This window comes from Reella acinonychis (assembly GCF_052828705.1).
This window is the reverse complement of the sequence record NZ_CM128256.1, coordinates 435,575-456,824: the sequence shown is the minus strand read 5'-3', so window position 1 is coordinate 456,824 and position 21,250 is coordinate 435,575. Positions and strand designations below refer to the sequence as shown.

The following is a 21,250-nucleotide window of genomic DNA, read 5'->3' as shown; positions in this document are numbered from 1 at the left end:
TCTAAACTATGGCGTTATTCTACACACCGACAAAACAACAAAAAAAAGCACCGCACTTAACGCTTGATATCACAAATTTAGATTATCAAGGGCTAGGCGTGGCAAAACTAAATGGTAAAACATGGTTTGTCGAAAATGCACTGCCACAAGAAAAAGTATTGGCAAATGTGTTAGAAGAAAAACGCCAATATGGACGCGCGACCACAAGCAAAATCCTGCAAACTAGTCCATTACGCCAACAAGCACTATGCTCACATTATGCACAATGTGGTGGTTGCCAAATGCAACATATTCCCATCGAATTACAACGCCAAACCAAACAAAACGCCTTATTTAAGCAATTACAAAAATTACAGACAGAAAAAATTAATCTCATGCCGATGTTGGTCGGCGAACCTTGGCAATATCGCCGCCGTTTACGCCTCAGTATTCGCTTTAATCCCAAAACAAAACAACTTGACATTGGCTTTCGACAAAAAGGCGATTCACAAATTGTGAACATTCAACAATGCCATGTAATTGAATCGCCATTACAAGCGTTGTTGCCCGAATTAATTCAAGTGCTACGCCAATTTTCACAGCCCAAATTGTTAGGTCATGTGGAACTCACCTTGGCAGATAATGGCATTGCCTTCTTGTTACGCCACAGTCAAAACTTAGCAGAAATTGACCGCACTTTATTGCTCCAATTTGCGCAACAACATCAACTCATGTTATTTGTGCAAAATGATGAAGATATTGAACATTTATCTGGTGAGCCCCCTGAATACGACATTGCAGGCTTAAAATTACAATTTGATATTCGTGATTTTATTCAAGTTAATGAAGCACTTAACAAACAAATGGTGCAAACTGCATTGGATTGGTTGGATTTGAAAAATAACGATTGCGTGTTAGATTTATTCTGTGGCATGGGAAATTTCACCTTGCCGATCAGCCAAAAAGTGAAAAGTGCGGTGGGAATTGAAGGCGTTTTTAATATGGTGCAAAAAGCACAAAAAAATGCGGAACGAAATGCTTGTTTGAATGTCGAATTTTATCAAGGTAATTTGGATCAACCTTTTTTAAATCAAGCATGGGCGCAGCAGTCTTTCAATAAGATTTTGTTAGACCCACCACGTAGTGGTGCAGCTTTTGCGATCAATGGGTTATGTGAATTACAGGCAGAAAAAATCCTTTATGTATCTTGTAATCCCGCTACATTAGTGCGTGATGCCGACATGTTATTACATTCAGGTTACCAACTGAAAAAAGTCGCAATGATCGATATGTTTCCCCATACGGGACATTTGGAAAGTATCTCTCTTTTTGAGAAAAAATAAGGAAAAAGTATGGTTGCGGTACGTGGATCTCATCTTTTAAATCCAAAAGACTTTGACATTCAACATTGGTGTGCAAGTCTGGATTTACCAATACACACAGAGAAAGAGTTGTTTGATGCGTGGCAATATGCACGTGATAATGCCGAACAGTTATTTCTTAACAGTCATTGGTATCTGCGTGATGGCGTAGAAATGGTGGAGATCTTACATGGACTCAATATGGATGGCGATACTTTACTCGCCGCCATGTTATTCCCAGTAGTGAATGCCAAAATTGTAACACTTGAGCAAATCAAAGAAGATTTTGGCAGTAAAATCAGTAAATTAGTCAAAGGTGTGTTGGAGATGAATAATATTCGCCAACTCAATACCTTACAATCCAATAATAATCCGCAAATTGACAACATCCGCCGCATGTTATTGGCCATGGTGGACGATTTCCGTTGCGTTATCATTAAACTAGCAGAACGCATTACTTTCCTACGAGATGCTGATAAACGCTATTCAAAAGAAGAAAAAATCATTGCCGCACAAGAATGTAGTAATATTTATGCCCCTCTCGCAAACCGTTTAGGCATTGGACAATTAAAATGGGAACTGGAAGATTATTGTTTCCGTAATTTACAGCCTGAACAATATCGCTTTATTGCCTTAAAACTGAATGAAAAACGTCTCGCACGAGAAGAATATATTCAACAATTTGTACAACAGCTCTCAGGTTATTTACAAGAATCCATTGAAGACGTCGAAATTTACGGGCGCCCAAAACATATTTACAGTATTTGGCGCAAAATGCAGAAAAAGAACCTCAATTTCGAAGATCTCTATGATATTCGTGCTGTTCGTATTTTAGTGAATAAATTGCAAGATTGTTATACCGCTTTAGGCATTGTACATACGCACTTTAAACATTTGCCAGATGAATTTGATGATTATGTAGCAAATCCAAAACCTAATGGCTATCAATCCATTCATACCGTTGTTTTGGGAGAAGGCGATAAACCCATTGAGGTGCAAATTCGAACCGTAAAAATGCATAATGATGCTGAACTTGGCGTGGCTGCCCATTGGAAATACAAAGAAGGCTCTACCGGCACCATGTCTGCTTACGAAGAAAAAATTTCATGGTTACGTAAACTGTTAGCATGGCAAGCTGATATTGCGGACAGCAGTGAAATTATGGCGGAAGTACGCAGCCAAGTCTTCGATGATCGCGTTTATGTGTTTACACCAAAAGGCGAAGTTATTGATTTACCTACAGGTTCAACCCCTTTAGATTTTGCTTATGCAATCCATAGTGATGTAGGTCACCGTTGCATTGGCGCCAAAGTGGATGGTCGTATTGTACCTTTCACTTACCAGTTACAAATGGGTGATCAGCTCGAAATCATTACACAGAAAAACCCGAATCCTAGCCGAGATTGGTTAAACCCAAATAGTGGTTTCACCCATACCAGCAAAGCACGTTCTAAAATCATGACTTGGTTTAAAAAACAGGATCGTGATAAAAATATTCCCGCAGGAAAAGAAGCCTTAGAGGCAGAGCTCACTCGTTTCAACTTTAGCCTAAAACAAGTAGAACAATATGGTTTAGCTCGCTATAACTTAAAAAATCTGGATGACTTATATAACGGTATTGGCAGCGGCGATATTAAATTAAATCAATTGATTAATTTCTTACAAAGCAAGTTAATCAAACCTTCCGCACAGGAAGCGGATCAAGAAATTCTACGCCATGTCGCACAGAAAAGTGCGGTGAATTCTAGCCAAAAATCTGAGAAAAAAGGTTATGTCGTTGTTGAAGGTGTTGGTAATTTAATGCACCATATCGCACGTTGTTGCCAACCAATTCCTGGCGATCAAATTGTCGGCTATATTACGCAAGGTCGCGGTATTTCTATTCATCGGGCAGATTGCGAACAGTTAAAAGAACTACAACAAGCCAATCCAGAACGCATTATGGAAACCAATTGGGGGGATCAAAGCCTCAATAAATTCCATATCAATATTCGGGTTGTTGCCACAGACCGCAACGGTTTATTACGAGATATCACTACTGTATTGGCCAATGAAAAAATTAACGTCAGCGGCATTTCGAGCCGATTGGATAGCAAACGTCAATTAGCCACAGTGGAACTGGAACTTGAAATAAACACGTTAGAAGTGCTCAACAAAATTCTTGCTCGTCTTGCTCAGCTAGATGGGCTAATTGATGTGAAAAGGTTATAAAATGACAGATAAAACAACTGGACTTACCCATTTAATTAATTCAACCCGTTATTCTTTACAAGGCTTAAAAAGTGCGGTGAAAAATGAAGCTGCTTTTCGCCATGAACTCTTTATGGGTATTTTTGCCATTCCCCTCGCCTTTTATCTTGGCGACGATCGCTTTGAAATTGCATTCATGATCGGCGCTTATTTGTTGGTTTTAGTGGCGGAATTATTAAATAGTGCGGTGGAATGTGTGGTAGATCGCATTGGAACCGAACGCCATGAATTATCTGGTCGCGCTAAAGATCAAGGTTCTGCTGCAGTATTTATCGCCCTAGTGAATATGGCAATCGTTTGGGCATTAATGATTTTTGCGTAATAAAAAAGGGGAGATTATCCCCTATTTTTAATCCAGTTCCAATTGAGAAACTAATTGATTTTTCAAGCTAGCATATAAAATTATCACTACCAAAAAGTAAAAAATGGAACCTGAGTTATGGGTAAAAAAGCCTTGACTTAAACCATAACAGCCAACCGCCACCACATGAATTGTGCCTAAAAGTGCGGTTAATTTTATCGCAATATTTGATGATGAAAGGGATTTAGCAAAATAGCACAAAGGCACACCCAAAATCCCCAATAATGCAATTAATCCTAAAATACCTCGTTTAGATAAATCATCTAAATATTGGTTATGAGCGTGGGTAAATCGAGCAATAACAGGGTGAACTAATTTTTGTTTCGCCTGTAATTTACGTTGCTCTGTGCTTCCTGCTGTCCCCCAACCTAACAATGGCTTTTCTTGTGCCATTAAAATCGCACTCTTCCACATATCAAATCTCGCACCTAAAGATGTATTGGCATACCCTTTTTCAAAATATGCATGCACTTCTCTTTCAACTTGATTAATTCGATACATCATTTTTGTTTGTGGAATAGCTAACGCCAAAGCAATCAATCCAATCATCACCAATGAAACAGAAGCCAACCATTTCTTAGCTAATTGATGGCGATATGTCCAAAGAATTAACACCAAAATGACCGGAATTGCCACCCAGCCACCACGCGCTGTCGAAAGCACACTGCCTAACACACCAAACAAGGAAGCGATCAAATAAAGTGCGGTGTATTTTTTGGATTTTTTAATCGCAAAATAGAGAGCAATGGCTAAGCTAAATAGGCCAAGAGACATGGCAATATCACCGGCCTGAATATGCATTTGATGTTGAAAGGCTTGGGAATAATTCAACACAAAACGATGAATTAATGCCACAACGCCCGAAATAAAAGCGCCTGCTGGAATACAATGCAACAATATAGAAAAACGAATAGGAAACTTGGCAAATAAAATGATTAGAGGTAATACCAATAAAGCGCGGCTTGGATTATCCAGTTCCCTCATTTTTCCACCATTAAAGATGACAGAAAGCAGGAAGATCAACACATAAAAAGCGAAACTCGCCATCAACCATTTATCTTGCTTTGAAAGAGCAAATGTATTGCGTTTAATAAGGAAATAATAAATAGCATAACAAATGCCGATAACTGCCAACAAAATAAAACCAATATTATGACTTCCTTTAAACATCAGCACCGTTAAAAAGAACAAGCCTACGGCGAAATTCGTTAGGCTTAACATTTTGTTATTTTTGATAAAATTCAAGAGGGAATCCATAATCGTCTCACATAAAAGTAGATGAAAAAACACCGCACTTTACGACAAAGTGCGGTGTTATTTTAGCTTATTTTAGCTAATTATAGTACGTTTACGCAGTTTAAATCTTCGAAAGATTGCTCTAAGCGTTTAGACATAGATTCTTCCATTTTACGTAACCAAACACGTGGGTCATAGTATTTTTTATTCGGTGCATCAGGACCAGTTGGGTTACCTAATTGACCTTGTAAATAAGCTTCATTTGCTTTATAGAATTGTAAAATACCATCCCAAGAAGCCCATTGTGTATCAGTATCGATATTCATTTTAATCGCACCGTAGCCAATTGCTTCACGAATTTCTTCGCGGCTTGAACCTGAACCACCATGGAAAACGAAGTCTAATGATTTTTCTGGAAGACCACGTTCTTTAGATACGAACTCTTGTGACGCACCTAAAATAGATGGTTTTAATTTCACATTACCTGGTTTGTAAACTCCATGAACGTTACCAAATGCAGCAGCGATAGTGAAACGCTTGCTCACTGGGCTTAATTGGTCATATACATATAATACTTCTGATGGTTGAGTATAAAGTTTTGCTTCATCCACATCAGAATTGTCCACGCCATCTTCTTCACCACCAGTTACACCGATTTCGATTTCAAGAGTCATGCCTAATTTGTCCATACGTGCTAAATAGCCACGACAAATTTCCATGTTTTCTTCGATTGGCTCTTCAGATAAATCGATCATATGAGATGAGAATAATGGACGACCTGTTTCAGCAAAATGTTTTTCACTTGCTGCTAATAAACCATCGATCCAAGGTAATAAATTTTTCGCAGCGTGGTCAGTATGTAAAATGACTGGCACACCATATTCTTTTGCTAATTCGTGAACGTGTTTTGCACCAGCAATCGCACCTAAAACATCTTGACGAGTACCACTTGCAGGTTTAATACCTTTACCCGCATAGAATTGCGCGCCACCATTAGAGAATTGGATAATCACAGGTGATTTAACACGAGCAGCGGTTTCAAGTACTGCATTCACAGAATCTGAACCTACACAGTTTACCGCTGGGATTGCGAAATTATGTGCTTTCGCGTATGCAAATACTTTTTGTACATCATCACCAGTTAAAACACCCGGTTTTACGATATCTAATAATGCCATTTTGCTTTTCCTTCTTATTGAGTGCTTTTGCACTGTTAAAAATAAATGAGGGAGAAGGTAGGTTTAAAACCTACCTATTATGCTCTCTTAACCGTTTGCGCGTTTTTCTAAAATTTCTACCGCAGGTAATACTTTACCTTCTACGAATTCTAAGAATGCGCCACCACCAGTTGAAATGTAAGAAATTTTGTTTGCAATGCCGAATAAATCAATCGCTGCTAAAGTGTCGCCACCACCAGCAATTGAGAATGCGCCATTTGCTGTTGCTTCAGCAATCGCATTTGCCACCACTTCAGTACCTTTACGGAAATTCGGGAATTCAAATACGCCAACAGGACCATTCCATAAAATAGTTTTTGCTGATTTGATAATTTTCGCTAATTCTTCTGCTGATTTATCACCAATATCGAAAATAGATTCATCTGCTGCGACTTCGTTTACAGCTTTTTCTGTTGCCGGAGCTGTTTCAGAGAATTCTTTACCCACACGAACATCCACTGGCACTGGAATATTGGTTACTTTAGATAAGCGTTGTGCTTCAGGGATTAAATCTGCTTCGTATAAAGAATTACCTACATTATTGCCTTCTGCTGCAATAAAGGTATTTGCAATACCACCACCAACGATTAATTGGTCTGCTACTTTTGAAAGTGAATCTAATACAGTTAATTTAGTTGATACTTTTGAACCACCAACAATCGCTAACATTGGACGTTGTGGCTCTTTTAATGCTTTACCTAAAGCATCTAATTCAGCGGCTAATAATGGACCTGCACAAGCGACTGGTGCAAATTCAGCGACGCCATAGGTTGATGCTTGCGCGCGGTGCGCAGTACCAAATGCATCCATAACAAATACATCGCAAAGTGCGGCGTATTTTTTACCTAATTCAGGATCGTTTTTCTTTTCACCTTTATTAACACGTACGTTTTCTAAAACAACGATTTCACCGTCATTTACTTCTACGCCGTCTAAATAGTTTTGTGCTAAACGTACAGACACGCCTAAACCCGCATTATTCAAATAATCAACCACAGGTTGTAATGAATCTTCAGGTTTAAATTCACCTTCTGTAGGACGACCTAAGTGAGAAGTCACCATCACTTTTGCCCCTTTCTCAAGCGCTAATTTTAGCGTTGGAATAGTTGCACGAATACGCGCATCAGAGGTTACTTTACCGTCTTTTACTGGTACGTTTAAATCCGCACGAATAAACACACGTTTACCTGCTAAGTCAAGGTCGGTCATTTTGATTACTGACATACTATTTCCTCTTAAAAGTTAAAAAATAAAAATTCTTCCTAATCCGCCGTATTATAACGAGATATGAGTAGCTTGTAACTGCTTTAGATCAAATTATTCTGATTTATTTACAATCCATCACTTGCCAATTTAAATCATAACAAATAAACAATTCCGCTCGGCTAGCACCAAGATAAGCATTTTTAAGTTGTGGATTATGAGCCTTCACCCAACGGAATAACTCTTTCTTGCTCATTTCAGTCTGAGGCAAGGTCAAAGTGCGGTATAATTCTTGCTGTTTTTTAAAGTACTGTTCCGCACTATCAAAAGCGCAAGCGCCATGTTTTTCCCATTCTCCTTGCAGCAAATGCAAACTTGGACTTTCTGCTAAATAGGGTTGCATCATTTGATAATCTACCGCAGGCAAATCCCCTTGGCAAAATCTTGGATGATCGGCACTGCTTTTTGCCACTGCACTTTGCGGCCACAAACCATGAATCACCCAGCCATATTTTTTCTCAACACCACATTGCATTTGCGCAGAAGCAGGTAAATCACCACTGTTGCGATATTGTTGCGTTTCACAAAAAGCCGGCGACCAAGATAACGCCAACATATAATAATCGGTTTTTGCTTGTTTATTTGGTCCAATCGCATCATTTCGCATGATAAAATCATAGTCAGAATTCACCGCACTTTGTTTAGATTGCGGCTTATGCTGTGCTTTTTCCGCTTGTTTCGCAGGGGGATTCTTTTGGGGTTTATCATTAAACCAATCTGTAAAAAACGAGAATACCACCGCGATTGCGACAATGGCTAATTGGATGATTTGCTTTTGTTTCATTTTTAACCTTTAACTTTGCACTGAATTTCTTTATAATCGCCCACTTTCTGCTATAACAAGGATCATCATGGCATTACTTATTACTGACAAATGCACTAATTGCGATATGTGCTTACCAGAATGTCCCAATGAAGCCATCTCCATTGGCGATGACATCTATGTGATCGATCCTGCACTTTGTACTGAATGTGTTGGTCATTATGACACCCCAACTTGCCAAAAAGTTTGCCCAATTTCCAAATGTATTATTGATGATCCTGAGCATCGAGAAAGCCAAGAGGAATTATGGGAACGTTTTGTACTCATTCACCACGCAGACAAACTCTAATTTAACGCGCCACCCATTTTGCCAATAAAATGCCTGTGGCAACCGCCACATTCAAGCCTATTTTTAATGGATTAGCTAAGCTCAAATTCACTACTTCGTCTTGCTTTTCTGCCATTTCCCCTTCATGCGCTAATACAAAAACAACCTTATCGTTAAAGCGCACAGAATGGATATTCTTCGCATTTTTTGCACTGGTCAAATGCACGATTTGATAACCTGCTTTACGCAGTTGGCTCAAGGCGCTGTCCATGGCTTCCGTTTGTAAGACATTGATATATTCCAATCCGCCTTCTGCTACACGCGCTGCATTTGCTGAAAACAACAAATCTGGCGAGCTAGTAACAATGCCTTTTACGCCATAAAATGCGCAAGTACGCACAATGCCGCCGATATTTTGCGGATTATTTGCCACGCCATCCAACATCAACAAACAATCGGATAATTTGGGCACATCTAAGTAACCTGCCAAACTAAATGGTCGTTGTTTTTTTACCAACATACAAATGCCATTATGATGTTCAGAACCGCTCACCAATTCCAATTCTTCGCGATCAACCACATGATACGCTTTTTTATTCGCCGCTAAATAACTGAATACATCGCCAATTTTATGAGACATTTCCACCGTTGCCCACACGCGCACAATAGATTCGGGACGCTGAGCGAACAGCGTTAAGCAAGCATTTTCTCCAAACACCTTCATTTCTTCGGCACGATTTTTCTTAATTTTCTCAGGCGCACGCGGAGATAAAGGCCCTGTTTTTTTCACTTTTGCACTTTCAGCTTGCGATTTCACTCGCACTTGAACCCCATTAAAATTGCCTTCCTTTATCAACGTCTTAGGTTGCTCTGCTTTTTGAAAGGAAAACTGCGGTCCATTTTTACTGCGTTTTTTCTGCGGCGCAGCCTGTTTAGCGAATTCTGTACGCGCTGAAACGCTGCGTTCTTGGAAACGTTTATTATCCGACGCAGTTTGAAAGGTCGGTTTCGAATGGCGGGAGGATTTTGAATTGTTCATAATTTAATCATCAATAAAATAAGAAATAGTGTGAATTTTAAGCATTTCGCCTAAAAATTTGTGACTATTATAGCAAAAAAATGCTTTTTTCTACCCAGTTACAACATAAATATTGTAAACTAACCTATTGATAATGGCACCGCTATTACCGAACTAAAAGAAGAAAAATTATGTTTATTAATCGAAATAAAAGAGCAACGCAACATTTAGCCAAGCTGAGTTATTTTCCTCAACAGGCTGAAGACATTGAATTTCTTTCAGGTCCCGTTGCTTTTAAACAAGCCATCATTCAATTAATTCGGCAAGCAAAAACTCGCATTTATTTCACTGCACTTTATTGGCAGTTAGATGAAGCTGGCGAAGAAATACTGGCAGAGATCTATCAAGCTAAAGCCAATAATCCGCAGTTAGATATTAAAATTTTTGTGGATTGGCACCGCGCACAGCGCAATTTATTGGGCGCAGCCAAAGGCACCACCAACGCGGATTGGTATTCAGAACAACGTCAAAAACAAGGTAACGATGCCATGTTTTTTGGTGTGCCCATTAATACTCGAGAAGTCTTCGGTGTCCTGCATATAAAAGGGTTCGTCTTTGATGATACAGTGCTGTATAGCGGCGCGAGCATAAATAATGTGTATTTATATCAAAAAGAAAAATACCGTTACGATCGCTATCAAACAATCAAAAATGCTGCTTTAGCAGATAGCTTTGTGCAATTTATGCAGCAATATTTAAACGATCCTAATGCAGTATTTGCGTTGGATGACCCAAATCGCCCTAGAACCAAAGAAATCAAAGCGCACATTAAATTATTTCGTAAACATTTAATGAAGCAGGCCCATTATGATCTGAAAAGTGCGGTGCAATTTAGCCAAGATTTATTAATCACCCCAATTTTTGGTTTAGGTGCAAGAAACAACGTATTAAACCGAACGATCCAAGATTTGTTCGTATTGGTACAACAAAAGCTCACCATTTGTACCCCTTATTTTAATTTCCCACGCAGTTTACAAGTTAAAATTAAAGAACTTTTAACTGATGGAAAACAAGTAGAAATCATCGTGGGTGATAAAACCGCCAATGATTTTTACATTCCACCCACAGAGCAATTTAAATTAGCTGGCGCTTTGCCTTATCTTTATGAAAAGAACTTACGCGCATTTTGCCAAAAATTTGAATATGAAATGGCGCAAGGCAACCTCATTGTTCGTTTGTGGAAAGATGAAGATCACAGCTATCACTTAAAAGGTGTTTGGGTGGATGACCAATATATTTTATTAACGGGCAACAATCTTAATCCACGCGCTTGGCGTTTAGACGCGGAAAATGGCTTATTAATTTCCGATCCAAATCAGCAATTAAAAGACAAAGTGGAACAAGAATTAAATGAAATTCGCCAACACACCAAAATATTAAGCCATTATTCAGAATTAGAAGAAATGGAACAATACCCTGCGCCAGCGCAACGTTTACTCAAGCGTTTTGCACGACTAAAAGCAGATCGTATCGTCAAAATGATTTTATAACTATGATGAAAAACAGATTAAAAATTGCCACACGCCAAAGTCCATTAGCATTATGGCAAGCTAATTATGTAAAAGATCGCTTACAAGCGCTTTACCCCGATTTACAGATTGAGCTAGTCAAAATGGTGACAAAGGGCGATATTATTTTAGATACGCCTTTAGCCAAAATTGGTGGCAAAGGTTTGTTTGTGAAAGAATTGGAAAACGCGTTACTGAATGGAGAAGCGGATATTGCAGTTCATTCAATGAAAGATGTGCCTATGCAATTTCCAGAAGGATTGGGGCTAAGCGTGATTTGTAAACGTGAAGATCCGCGTGATGCCTTTGTATCTAACAAATACCATAGCTTAGCGGAATTACCGCAAGGTGCAGTAGTGGGTACATCCAGCTTACGCCGCCAATGCCAATTAAAAAAATTACGCCCTGATTTACAAATTCATTCATTACGCGGCAATGTTGGCACACGCTTAAGTAAATTAGATAATGGCGAATATGATGCCATCATTTTAGCTGCTGCGGGTTTAATTCGTTTAGGATTGGCAGAACGCATTAAATCTTACATTGAAGTCGAAACCTCCTTACCTGCAGCGGGACAAGGCGCGGTCGGTATTGAATGTCGCGTTGCTGACCAACAAACACAATTATTATTAGCGCCGTTAGCAGATGCAGAAACTACGGCTTGTGTGTTAGCCGAACGCGCAATGAATAATCGCTTACAAGGTGGCTGCCAAGTGCCAATTGGTGGTTTTGCCATTCAACAAAATGGCGAAATTTATCTACGTGCTTTAGTCGGTGCTTTAGATGGTTCGCAAATCATCCGCGCGGAAGGCAAAAGTGCGGTGGAAAATGCCGAAGTTTTAGGTGTTCAAATCGCGGAGCAATTACTGGCTTTAGGTGCCGATAAAATTCTGGCAGAGGTTTATCAGGAATAAATCATGGCAATTTTAATTACACGTCCAGATGACACAGGAAAAGAATTGGTTACGATGCTAAATAAAGCAGGCATTGCCAATCTTCATTTTCCTTTTTTCTCTGTGTCCGCTGGTCATGAATTAAATGAATTACCCAACAAAATCAGCCAACTCAGTGCGGGCGACTACGTTTTTTGCGTATCTAAAAATGCAGTGAAATACGCTCATGACAGCCTAACCGCAGTGGGTTTACATTGGCGCCAAGATTTGAATTATTTAGCTGTCGGAAAAAGTTCTGCGCAATATTTTGCCAGTACTGCGCAAGTCAATGTCAATTATCCGATCACGCAGGAAACAAGCGAAGGTTTATTGGATTTACCACAACTTCAACAGCTTGAAAATAAACAAATCTTGATCTTAAAAGGTAATGGCGGACGCGAGTATTTTGCGCAACAAGCAGAATTAAGAGGCGCAAAAATTACCAAGTTAGAAATCTATCAACGAATTCCAATTGACTATAATGCAGAGGAACAGGTCGATCTGTTTAAACGTGCGAATATTCAACAAATTTTGTTTACTAGTGAGGAAATTTTGCACGCATTGATTGACTTTATACCAAGAGAAGAACAAAATTGGTTAAAAAGTTGTCAATTAATCACAAGTAGTGATCGCCTTGCCAATCTTGCTCAACAGGCAGGTTGGGATAAAGGGAATATCATTGTTTCACCAAAAGCAGATAATGCCACTTTGGTAAACACATTATTAACGCTTTAATTTACAAAGAGAATGTGGGTATGAGTGACAAAAAAGAAAATCAATCCAATGCGATTGAAACGGAAAAAAGCGTAGTAACTACGCCAGAAAAAAACACAAAGAAAGGGAATGACAAACCTGTTCCTCCAGTAAATCAAAACGACAACCTGAAAGAAGAGGCGATTGAAGAAGTAAAAAACACTTCTGAAACCTTGGAAAAAACACAGGAAGAAACAATGACTCAAGCAGAAACACCAGCCAAAGAAACAGTGATTGTGAAAAAAGGCGGTGGTACAGCTATTGCCTTGCTGGCTCTTTTAGTTGCCCTTGGCGTTGGTGGTGCAGGTTATTATTTTGGACAAATGGAAGTGGACAAAATTAATCAAAAAGTCACCGCACTTGAAGACAAATTCACTTCATCATTGAGTTCAGTTTCAACCCTTGCTGCACCAATTCAAGCAGAGCAAGCAAGCGTTAACTTTGAACAAGAACGTGCTCAAATTGAAAAATTGCTCGCCAATATGCAAACGAGCGATAATAAATTAGCAGAAATCGAAAAAGCCTTTGCAGAAAAAGAGCAAGCTTATAATGCATTAAAAAATCAAGTCAACAAATTGGCAAGTAACGCCAATGCTCAACCAAGTGATTGGTTACTTAGCGAAGCGGATTTCTTATTAACCAATGCATTACGCAAATTAGTGTTGGACAACGATGTTGACACCAGTATTTCTTTATTAAAAGTAGCTGACGAAGTGTTATCACAGGTCAACTTAGCGGAAGCAAAAACTGTTAGAGCGGCAATCAATCAAGATTTAAAACAATTATTGTCAGTAAATAGCGTTGACCAAAATGCCATCATGCAACGTTTATCTCAACTGGCAAATAACGTGGATGAATTAATGGTGCTTAACGTCAACTTTGGCGAAGAAGCAAAAACCAATGAAAAAATTTCTGATGATGTGACAGATTGGCAGACCAATTTAGAAAAAAGTGCTACGTCATTCTTAAATCATTTCATTCGCATTACACCTCGTTCAGAAAATGCGACACAGGCATTATTAGCACCAAATCAAGATATTTATTTACGTGAAAATATCCGTTTACGTTTACAAATTGCGATTTTAGCGGTGCCTCGTAAACAAAATGAATTGTATAAACAATCCTTAGAAACTGTTGCAGCTTGGATCAGAAGCTATTTTGACACTAATTCTGAAACGGCAATGAATTTCTTAAAATCTTTAGATGAATTAGCAGAACAATCTATTTACATCGAAGTGCCAAATCAACTGGCAAGTTTGAATGCGTTGGATAAATTATTAAATAAAACGCCAGAAGATGTGAAGAAAATCGAAATTTCTGCGGATAAAACCCTAACAGAAGCCAATGAAGCAGCGGCACAAGAAATTAAGCAAGCTGAAGATGCACAACAAAATAGTGCACCAGCAGAAGCGGCTACCGCACCACAAAATAAGGAGTAACCCATGTTTAGAATTTTATTTCTGATGCTTGTGTTACTCGCAGGCTTAATTGCAGGTCCTTATTTGGCGGGTAAACAAGGGTATGTTTTAATTCAAACTGCTAACCATAACTATGAATTATCCATTGTGACTTTAGTAGTGCTATTTGTCATCGCAATGGCGGTGGTCTATGGCATTGAATGGGTACTACTTAAATTATCTCGTTTAAGTAAAAATACTTATGGCTGGTTCGCACGCCGCAAACGTGTGAAAGCGCAAAAACAAACCTTAGAAGGTTTAATGCGTATGGACGAAGGCAACTATTCAAAAGCGGAAAAATTAATTAGTAAGAATGCGAAACATTCTGATGAACCAATTTTGAATTTCATCAAAGCTGCCGAAGCTGCACAACAGCGTGGTGATGAATTTAATGCGAATAAATATTTAATGGAAGCAACTGAGTTAGCTGGCACAGATAACCTAGCTGTTGAACTTGCGCGCACCCGTATTTTATTGCAACAAAACAAATTACCAGCCGCAAGAAGTTCTGTCGATAGCTTGTTAGTTATGGCTAACAAAAATTCTGAAGTGTTACGCTTAGCGGTAGAAATCTATAAGAAATCAAAGGCTTACCAAGCATTAGATGGCATTTTAGGCTTAGTTGAACAACGTGCTTTATATACTTCAGCAGAATTCACCGCACTTCAACACGAAGTAGAGGATGGATTACTGGATGAAACAATGAACGAGCAAGGTGCTGATGGTTTATTAGCTTGGTGGAAAGATCAACCACGCAAACGTCGTCACAATCACTATGTTCGCGTAGGTCTTATTCAACGTTTAATTGATTGTAACGATCATGAATCAGCTTATGAACTGACCTTAGAAACGTTGAAAAAATTAGAAAACGATGATCAAATTTGCCATTCGTTACTCGCTCAGATTACACGCCTACAACCAAGTGATAGTCATAAACTGATTAAATTATTGGAAAAACGTGCGAAATCGGCTCATAACGAAGCAGAATGTTGCATTAACAGAGCTCTTGGCTACTTGAATGTGCGTAATGCAAACTTTGCCAAAGCTGCAGATGCCTTCAAAAAATTACTTCAACATCAAACACAGCTTGAACCAAACGATATTACTATGGCAAGCTACGTGCTAGAGCAAGTTGGTGAAGAAGCACTCGCTAAGCAAATCCGCAATGACAGCTTAAAATCTGCAATGGCAGTGGATGAATTAGCTGGCGAACAAGCAGTAGAAGAAAAACAAGAAGACGTTTTACTATTGGAACAAACCACATCTTCTCAGCAATCCTAAATAAAAAAGCGCGGTGAAAATTTCATTATTTTTCACCGCGCTTTTTATATCAAATCGCCTCAACAAACCGTAACGCTTGTTCCAATACTTCTACGCCTGCTCCCTGTTTGCAGGCGTTTTCGCTTAAATGGCGTCGCCATTGTCTTGCGCCTTTGCAATTTTGGAATGCGCCTAACATATGGCGAACAATGTGGTTGAGATAAACCCCTTGGCTGAGTTGTTGTTCAATGTAAGGGAACATTTTTTCCACTGCTTGTTTTGGTGTAATGATTGGTGCGCTTTGGTCGAACAACGCTTGATCGATCTGCCCGAGCAAAGAGGGATTTTGGTAGGCTTCTCGTCCCACCATTACGCCATCTACAAACTGCAAGTGGTGCTGGATTTCATCAAGGGTTTTGATTCCACCATTAATGCTAATTTTTAAGTGCTGAAAATCCCGTTTGAGTTGATAGACTCGTTCATAATCCAGTGGTGGAATTTCGCGGTTCTCTTTTGGGCTTAACCCAGAAAGCCAAGCTTTACGAGCGTGTACGATAAAATCATTGCAAAATGGCTGGATTTTTTCGATGAAATCGCATAAAAATTCATAGCTATCAAGATCATCAATACCAATGCGATGTTTTACTGTTACAGGAATTTGCACTTGCTGTTGCATTGCATCCACACATTCAGCCACCAAATCCGCTTTGCCCATTAAGCAGGCCCCGAACATTCCATTTTGCACGCGATCGGAGGGACAACCCACATTCAAATTGATTTCTGCATAGCCTCGTTCTTCTACTAATTTTGCACATTCTGCAAGCTGCTTTGGATCGCTGCCACCAAGCTGTAACGCCACTGGATTCTCAGCAGGATCAAAGTCCAACAAATCATATTTGGCATGCAAAATGGCTGGAGCAGTAATCATCTCGCTATACAGCAAACTGTGGCGAGTGAATTGGCGGTGAAAATAGCGACAGTGGCGAGTTGTCCAATCTAGCATTGGGGCAACGGAAAAACGCCCTCGATAATAATTGGTGTTCATCATTTGTGATTTATCTCAATACAGCAAAAATTTGCCACATCATACTATAAAAGTGCGGTGTTTTTTAGAGAAAAAATAAAGGCTTAACACTTTCATGTTAAGCCTTTTAAATTTAGATTATATTAGAACTGGTAGCCAATAGCTGCCGCAGCTCCCGTCTTGCCACGAGAATTAGCATTTAGCAATACTTTCACACCGACTTTACCATTGTCAGATAAACGAGAGTAACCTACCGCTACTGCACTTTGTCCAAAATAGGTACCTGCTCCCGCAGATATCATTGATTTCCCAGGAATAGTTGCATGATATATGCTAGCCGCTGCTAACGAACCTGCAATACCAGCTCTGAGGTTTTTATCCACAGCATCAATACGATCACCCAAGTGATTTACTGCGGCATTCGTTTGTTTTAATTGGCTCACGTTTACCGCATCATTAGGATTTTTCCCTGCTGCAACATTGGTAATACGTACTGGGCTACCATCGGCTTTTGCGACTTTAAGTGTATCGCCATCAGCACTGAGTTTAGGTCCTGTGCTGCCACCCACTTGAACAGTATTAAATGTAGGATCTTTACTCACAGTGACTTTGATTTCTCTGATACCGTTTGCTCTTGTTCTACCTTCTACTTTAGCAAGATCATTACCACTCGTGAAATCCACTTGGTTTGCATTACGCACATCATCTGCATAGTCATTATCACTTGCGGAAACAACCCAACCTAGTTTTTTCGCATCAGCAACTGTTATTGCATTTGTCGGCTTGGATTTAGATAAATCAGCTAACCCTGCATACGCATTCACCGTATTTGCTTTCACATTAATAGGTTTTGCATTAGCATTTGGTTGACCCTGATTATTGATATCTCCAGCATTATAGAATTTGTCACCAACTTTCACTAAGGCAACGCCATTTTCATCAATAGGTCCTGCTAAAGTTTCTGTACCAGCAGCAACATTACCTAACTGTGTTGCTGCGCCAATTTGGTCACCTTTTACCGATGGATTCACTAAGTTAGTGGTAAGCTGATTCGCAGGAATAGGATTACCAACAGGATAACCATCTTTATTAGTTAAATAATAATTATCCCCAACTTTAGTGATAGGTTTACCATCTGTTGTTGTGTAGCTGATAGGTAATCCTACCACCTTGGCTTGAATTGTTGTGGTTGTAACCACTTCACTATTTTCATCCAGTTTCTTTTGCGTATCCAATCTCACTTTGGTATTAGCGCCATCGGCAAAACGCACATGGTCATTTGGATTGACTTTCTCGTCTTTATTCTCAAATTTCAATTCAGCAACATTATCTTGTTTACCAATAGTAAAGCCTGATTTTTGGATTGCTTCAGCCACTTTGTTACCTGTTACAAAACCAGCCCCTTTGTTTTCAGGTGCCTTGTTGGTCATATCTTCTGGCTGCACATTGTCTTTTGGCTGACCAGTTGTCGGATCAATATCATTCTTGTGTAGTATTGATCGCCTATCTTCACATAGGTATTTGGATCGTCTTTAACATTGTATTCATTACTTGACACTACTTCGCCTGCAGTAATATCAAGATCAAAAGTCACTTTCGTTACCCCATTAGCCTCCGTTGTTACATTGGCAACGGTATTTTTACCATTGACAAATTGCACCGCTTCGCCTGGGGTTACTGTGCCTTTCAATACTCCGCCATTATCTAATACACGGAAACCTTGATTCACATAAGTATTTAGGTTAGTTAATGCATCACCAACATTATTTGCTGTTGTGGTTAAAGCATCATTATTTCCTGCTGTTGGATTTTCCACAGTTAAATTATAAGTTGGTGCCGTCAAGCTACCATCAGAATTAACTGCTGAATTACCACCAAGATGATTTGCTGTACTACTTGCTAAATTATCAAGCGCATTTTGCGTTAAGTAAAGTTGAGAACCATTGATAGCGTCAGTTGATTCTGCTGCAATTTTGCCTGCCGCAACATTTTTGATTTGGCGTTCTTTGCCTGCTGCGCCCACAGAAATAACGCCAGTTGGGTTATTGCCTGCAAATGCATTCGCATCGCCTTCAGCTTGTTCACCATAAGTAATACCATTTACTGTTGCACCATATTCACGTGTTTTATTTTCATCCGTGGAATCCGTACCTAGAATTACGCCATTTGCATACTTAGTTTCTACATTTTGACCAAACACATAAGTATTTTCGGCATTTAAAGTATTATTAGTACCCACTGCATAAGATGTACCCGCATTTGGGTCAACGGTATTATTTGCACCAAATACACCAGCACCTTCACTATAAACCGTACTATCCACACCAACTGCTAACGCCTTGCTGCCCCCGCTAATGAATTATTACCAATAGCAATTGCGTCAACTGCTGAGCCATCATCAGCTAATTTACGTACAGTTTTAATAAATAAATTATTTGCCGAATTAAATGCATTTAATGCATTTTTATATTCACTGATTTTTTTCTTATAGTCAGCAACTTGGTCATTCGTAACACCACGCCCTGCATCTTTAAGCTCTTGCCCTTTTTCTTTCATCGCTAATTCAGCATCAGAAAGGTTTTGTTTTGCTTCTTCCAATAGCTCTTGCATTTGTTCTAATTCAGCTAACACTGCTGGATCCGCAATCCCTACCCCAGCTCTCGCATTTGAACCAATGGCAATAGTATCATTAGCAAAAGCTCTTGAGTTTTTACCGACTGATAATGAGCGATCCCCAAAAGCAAGAGAGCTATCTGCCACAGCAGCCGCAGAATCGCCACTTGCACGCGAACCTGCACCAATCGCAGAGGCTCTTAAATTTTCAGCAAAAGCACTATAGCCCACCGCTGTTGCGTCTTTCGCTTTGGTTTTTGAACTTGCCCCTAAGGCTGTGGAGTGAACCCCCACTGCTTTGGCTAAACCACCCACTGCCGTTGCATCCACATCTTCAGCCAATGTTTGCAAGGTGTCATTATAAGCAGACCCTAACTGCAAAGCTCGTCCTGCACCAGTTGCAGAAAAAGTCGGATCACCACCAAAAATATCGGAAGAACCAATAGCAACAGAACGATACTCTTTGGCGTGAGCTGAGTGACCTAGTGCAATGCCCCCGACTTTACCTGCCGCTGCAGAACTGCCCATTGCAATACCATAATCTTCAGCTGCGGCAGAACCACGACCAATTGCAATTGCTGTATTACCTTTCGCATAAGTGTCCAGACCAGTTGCTGTAGACGATGTCCCCAGCAATGGCAAAAGAACCAATGGCTGTTGCGGATGTTTTAGCAACTGCCAAAGAACCTAGTGCCGCACCACCCCCTGCCGCATAGGCGTTGTAACCCACTGCTGTACCTGCTGTGGTATCCGTCGTAGTCGCATTATTAATGTAGCTACCATTGCCATCGGCATCGACAAGAAATGACCCCGATGAACTTTTTACTAACCCAATATCACCAATAACAGAGTGAGCATAGCTGCCTGAAGCCACACCGTTAGCCACACTAAAAGGTTGATATGGATTGTCACGGAAAATCTGACCCGATGTACCTTCAGCTTGTGCATTCGCACCGATAGCCACAGACCCAGTACGGAATGTGTTAGCTCCACCTGCAGAAGAAGCGTTATAACCAATCACCACAATATCTTTAAGGTATTGATTTGAATTAATGCTAGTGCTCGCTTTATTCCCAATAACAACCGATTGATCGGCATTACGTGGCATTTTACTGCTATTATTTCCTTCTTTTGCTCCGCCTTGTGCATCCGTACCAATCACAACGGTTTCATTACCCACCACAACAGCGTTTTCACCAATTACAGTGTTCTTATACCCTTTCTCTATGGGAGGCTTAGGAGCTACTTGAGGTATCGCATTTACTGATGTAAAGCCCTTACCAATTAAAATAGTACTGCGATCTGTTGTTAGTACAGAATCACCGTTTGGATTGGTATCTATGGCTGCAGCAATAGCCTCTCCACTCAACAATCCCAAAGAAACAACCGTCGCAACTGCGGTCACTTTTGATTTAGTTTTCCCTTTTGCACGGGATAACTCCGACACAGCCACCCAACTTTGCGTTGCGTGGTTCCAAATCACTTTAAAAATATTATTCATAGTTTTTTCCTTTTGCTAAATTAGGGACGTAAACGTTTGGATTACATTACTGGTAAGACCATAAGACAATCCTTTATATATAGATTTATTTATTTATTTATTTATTTATTTATTTATTTGGCAGAATTATCAAACAATATCAATACGAATCAAATATATAACCATCAACTGCACGCCGAAATTATTTTCCAGAGCAAACATAAAATTAGGAAAGTTTCTTTGAAAAAATGATTACTATGATTTTAATTCCATTCAGCTGATAGAAAAAGTGCGGTGAAATTCACCGCACTTTTATAATGCCAAGCTATGTTTAATACAATAAAAAAGGCTTAACCATTAAGGTTAAACCTTTTCATTAAACTAAGT

19 protein-coding genes are annotated in these 21,250 nt (G+C 39.6%); 9 read left to right on the top strand and 10 right to left on the bottom strand.

The window, feature by feature from the left end:
• The first annotated feature begins 8 nt into the window (after positions 1-8).
• From rlmD to ACUXZ4_RS02235, 3 genes are read left to right on the top strand one after another with little or no spacing between them, the layout of a single operon-like run.
• A complete protein-coding gene (gene rlmD, locus ACUXZ4_RS02245; RefSeq protein WP_464973435.1) occupies positions 9-1,322 on the top strand; it encodes a 23S rRNA (uracil(1939)-C(5))-methyltransferase RlmD in 1,314 nt (437 codons plus the stop codon).
• A gap of 9 nt (positions 1,323-1,331) precedes the next feature.
• On the top strand, positions 1,332-3,551 hold the full coding sequence (relA, locus tag ACUXZ4_RS02240) for a GTP diphosphokinase (RefSeq protein ID WP_464973434.1): 2,220 nt from the start codon (positions 1,332-1,334) through the stop codon (positions 3,549-3,551).
• Between the two features lies 1 nt (position 3,552).
• The gene (locus ACUXZ4_RS02235) at positions 3,553-3,912 is read left to right on the top strand and encodes a diacylglycerol kinase (protein WP_464973433.1); all 360 of its coding nucleotides are present in this window, start codon (positions 3,553-3,555) and stop codon (positions 3,910-3,912) included.
• 27 nt (positions 3,913-3,939) lie between these two features.
• Here ACUXZ4_RS02235 and ACUXZ4_RS02230 read toward each other — a convergent pair whose 3' ends face one another.
• The 4 genes from ACUXZ4_RS02230 to ACUXZ4_RS02215 all read right to left on the bottom strand — a co-directional run bounded on the left by ACUXZ4_RS02230 (position 3,940) and on the right by ACUXZ4_RS02215 (position 8,451).
• The gene (locus ACUXZ4_RS02230) at positions 3,940-5,196 is read right to left on the bottom strand and encodes an O-antigen ligase family protein (RefSeq protein ID WP_464973432.1); all 1,257 of its coding nucleotides are present in this window, start codon (positions 5,194-5,196) and stop codon (positions 3,940-3,942) included.
• A 92-nt stretch (positions 5,197-5,288) separates the two neighbouring features.
• The gene (fbaA, locus tag ACUXZ4_RS02225) at positions 5,289-6,365 is read right to left on the bottom strand and encodes a class II fructose-bisphosphate aldolase (RefSeq protein ID WP_464973431.1); all 1,077 of its coding nucleotides are present in this window, start codon (positions 6,363-6,365) and stop codon (positions 5,289-5,291) included.
• Positions 6,366-6,452: 87 nt separating this feature from the next.
• Positions 6,453-7,628 carry a phosphoglycerate kinase gene (locus tag ACUXZ4_RS02220; RefSeq protein WP_464973430.1) on the bottom strand — a complete coding sequence of 392 codons (1,176 nt, stop codon included), beginning with the start codon at positions 7,626-7,628 and terminating at the stop codon, positions 6,453-6,455.
• 103 nt (positions 7,629-7,731) lie between these two features.
• A complete protein-coding gene (locus ACUXZ4_RS02215; protein WP_464973429.1) occupies positions 7,732-8,451 on the bottom strand; it encodes a ribonuclease T2 family protein in 720 nt (239 codons plus the stop codon).
• Between the two features lie 67 nt (positions 8,452-8,518).
• Here ACUXZ4_RS02215 and ACUXZ4_RS02210 point away from each other — a divergent pair, with 67 nt between their 5' ends.
• The gene (locus tag ACUXZ4_RS02210) at positions 8,519-8,779 is read left to right on the top strand and encodes a YfhL family 4Fe-4S dicluster ferredoxin (RefSeq protein WP_464973428.1); all 261 of its coding nucleotides are present in this window, start codon (positions 8,519-8,521) and stop codon (positions 8,777-8,779) included.
• Between the two features lies 1 nt (position 8,780).
• Here ACUXZ4_RS02210 and ACUXZ4_RS02205 read toward each other — a convergent pair whose 3' ends face one another.
• Positions 8,781-9,797, bottom strand: coding sequence for a TrmH family RNA methyltransferase (locus ACUXZ4_RS02205; protein WP_464973427.1), 1,017 nt, complete (start codon positions 9,795-9,797; stop codon positions 8,781-8,783).
• Positions 9,798-9,967: 170 nt separating this feature from the next.
• Between ACUXZ4_RS02205 and pssA the strand changes: the two genes are divergently transcribed.
• From pssA to ACUXZ4_RS02180, 5 genes are read left to right on the top strand one after another with little or no spacing between them, the layout of a single operon-like run.
• On the top strand, positions 9,968-11,326 hold the full coding sequence (gene pssA / locus ACUXZ4_RS02200; protein WP_464973426.1) for a CDP-diacylglycerol--serine O-phosphatidyltransferase: 1,359 nt from the start codon (positions 9,968-9,970) through the stop codon (positions 11,324-11,326).
• A gap of 2 nt (positions 11,327-11,328) precedes the next feature.
• Positions 11,329-12,258, top strand: a complete 930-nt coding sequence (gene hemC / locus ACUXZ4_RS02195; protein WP_464973425.1) for a hydroxymethylbilane synthase — start codon at positions 11,329-11,331, stop codon at positions 12,256-12,258.
• A gap of 3 nt (positions 12,259-12,261) precedes the next feature.
• The gene (locus tag ACUXZ4_RS02190) at positions 12,262-13,011 is read left to right on the top strand and encodes a uroporphyrinogen-III synthase (protein WP_464973424.1); all 750 of its coding nucleotides are present in this window, start codon (positions 12,262-12,264) and stop codon (positions 13,009-13,011) included.
• 20 nt (positions 13,012-13,031) lie between these two features.
• On the top strand, positions 13,032-14,468 hold the full coding sequence (locus tag ACUXZ4_RS02185) for a uroporphyrinogen-III C-methyltransferase (protein ID WP_464973423.1): 1,437 nt from the start codon (positions 13,032-13,034) through the stop codon (positions 14,466-14,468).
• A 3-nt stretch (positions 14,469-14,471) separates the two neighbouring features.
• Entirely contained in the window at positions 14,472-15,767 is a 1,296-nt protein-coding gene (locus ACUXZ4_RS02180) for a heme biosynthesis HemY N-terminal domain-containing protein (RefSeq protein ID WP_464973422.1), read from the top strand.
• 49 nt (positions 15,768-15,816) lie between these two features.
• Here the strand turns inward: ACUXZ4_RS02180 and dusA are convergent, their stop codons facing one another.
• From dusA to ACUXZ4_RS02155, 5 genes are all read right to left on the bottom strand, one after another.
• The gene (dusA, locus tag ACUXZ4_RS02175) at positions 15,817-16,791 is read right to left on the bottom strand and encodes a tRNA dihydrouridine(20/20a) synthase DusA (protein ID WP_464973977.1); all 975 of its coding nucleotides are present in this window, start codon (positions 16,789-16,791) and stop codon (positions 15,817-15,819) included.
• Between the two features lie 122 nt (positions 16,792-16,913).
• A complete protein-coding gene (locus tag ACUXZ4_RS02170) occupies positions 16,914-18,248 on the bottom strand; it encodes a YadA-like family protein (protein ID WP_464973976.1) in 1,335 nt (444 codons plus the stop codon).
• Entirely contained in the window at positions 18,197-19,093 is an 897-nt protein-coding gene (locus ACUXZ4_RS02165) for a hypothetical protein (RefSeq protein ID WP_464973421.1), read from the bottom strand. The genes ACUXZ4_RS02170 and ACUXZ4_RS02165 overlap by 52 nt, the downstream gene beginning before the upstream one ends.
• An 8-nt stretch (positions 19,094-19,101) precedes the next feature.
• Positions 19,102-20,058, bottom strand: a complete 957-nt coding sequence (locus ACUXZ4_RS02160; RefSeq protein ID WP_464973420.1) for a hypothetical protein — start codon at positions 20,056-20,058, stop codon at positions 19,102-19,104.
• Positions 19,967-20,884, bottom strand: coding sequence for an ESPR domain-containing protein (locus ACUXZ4_RS02155; protein ID WP_464973419.1), 918 nt, complete (start codon positions 20,882-20,884; stop codon positions 19,967-19,969). The genes ACUXZ4_RS02160 and ACUXZ4_RS02155 overlap by 92 nt, the downstream gene beginning before the upstream one ends.
• Between the last annotated feature and the right edge of the window lie 366 nt (positions 20,885-21,250).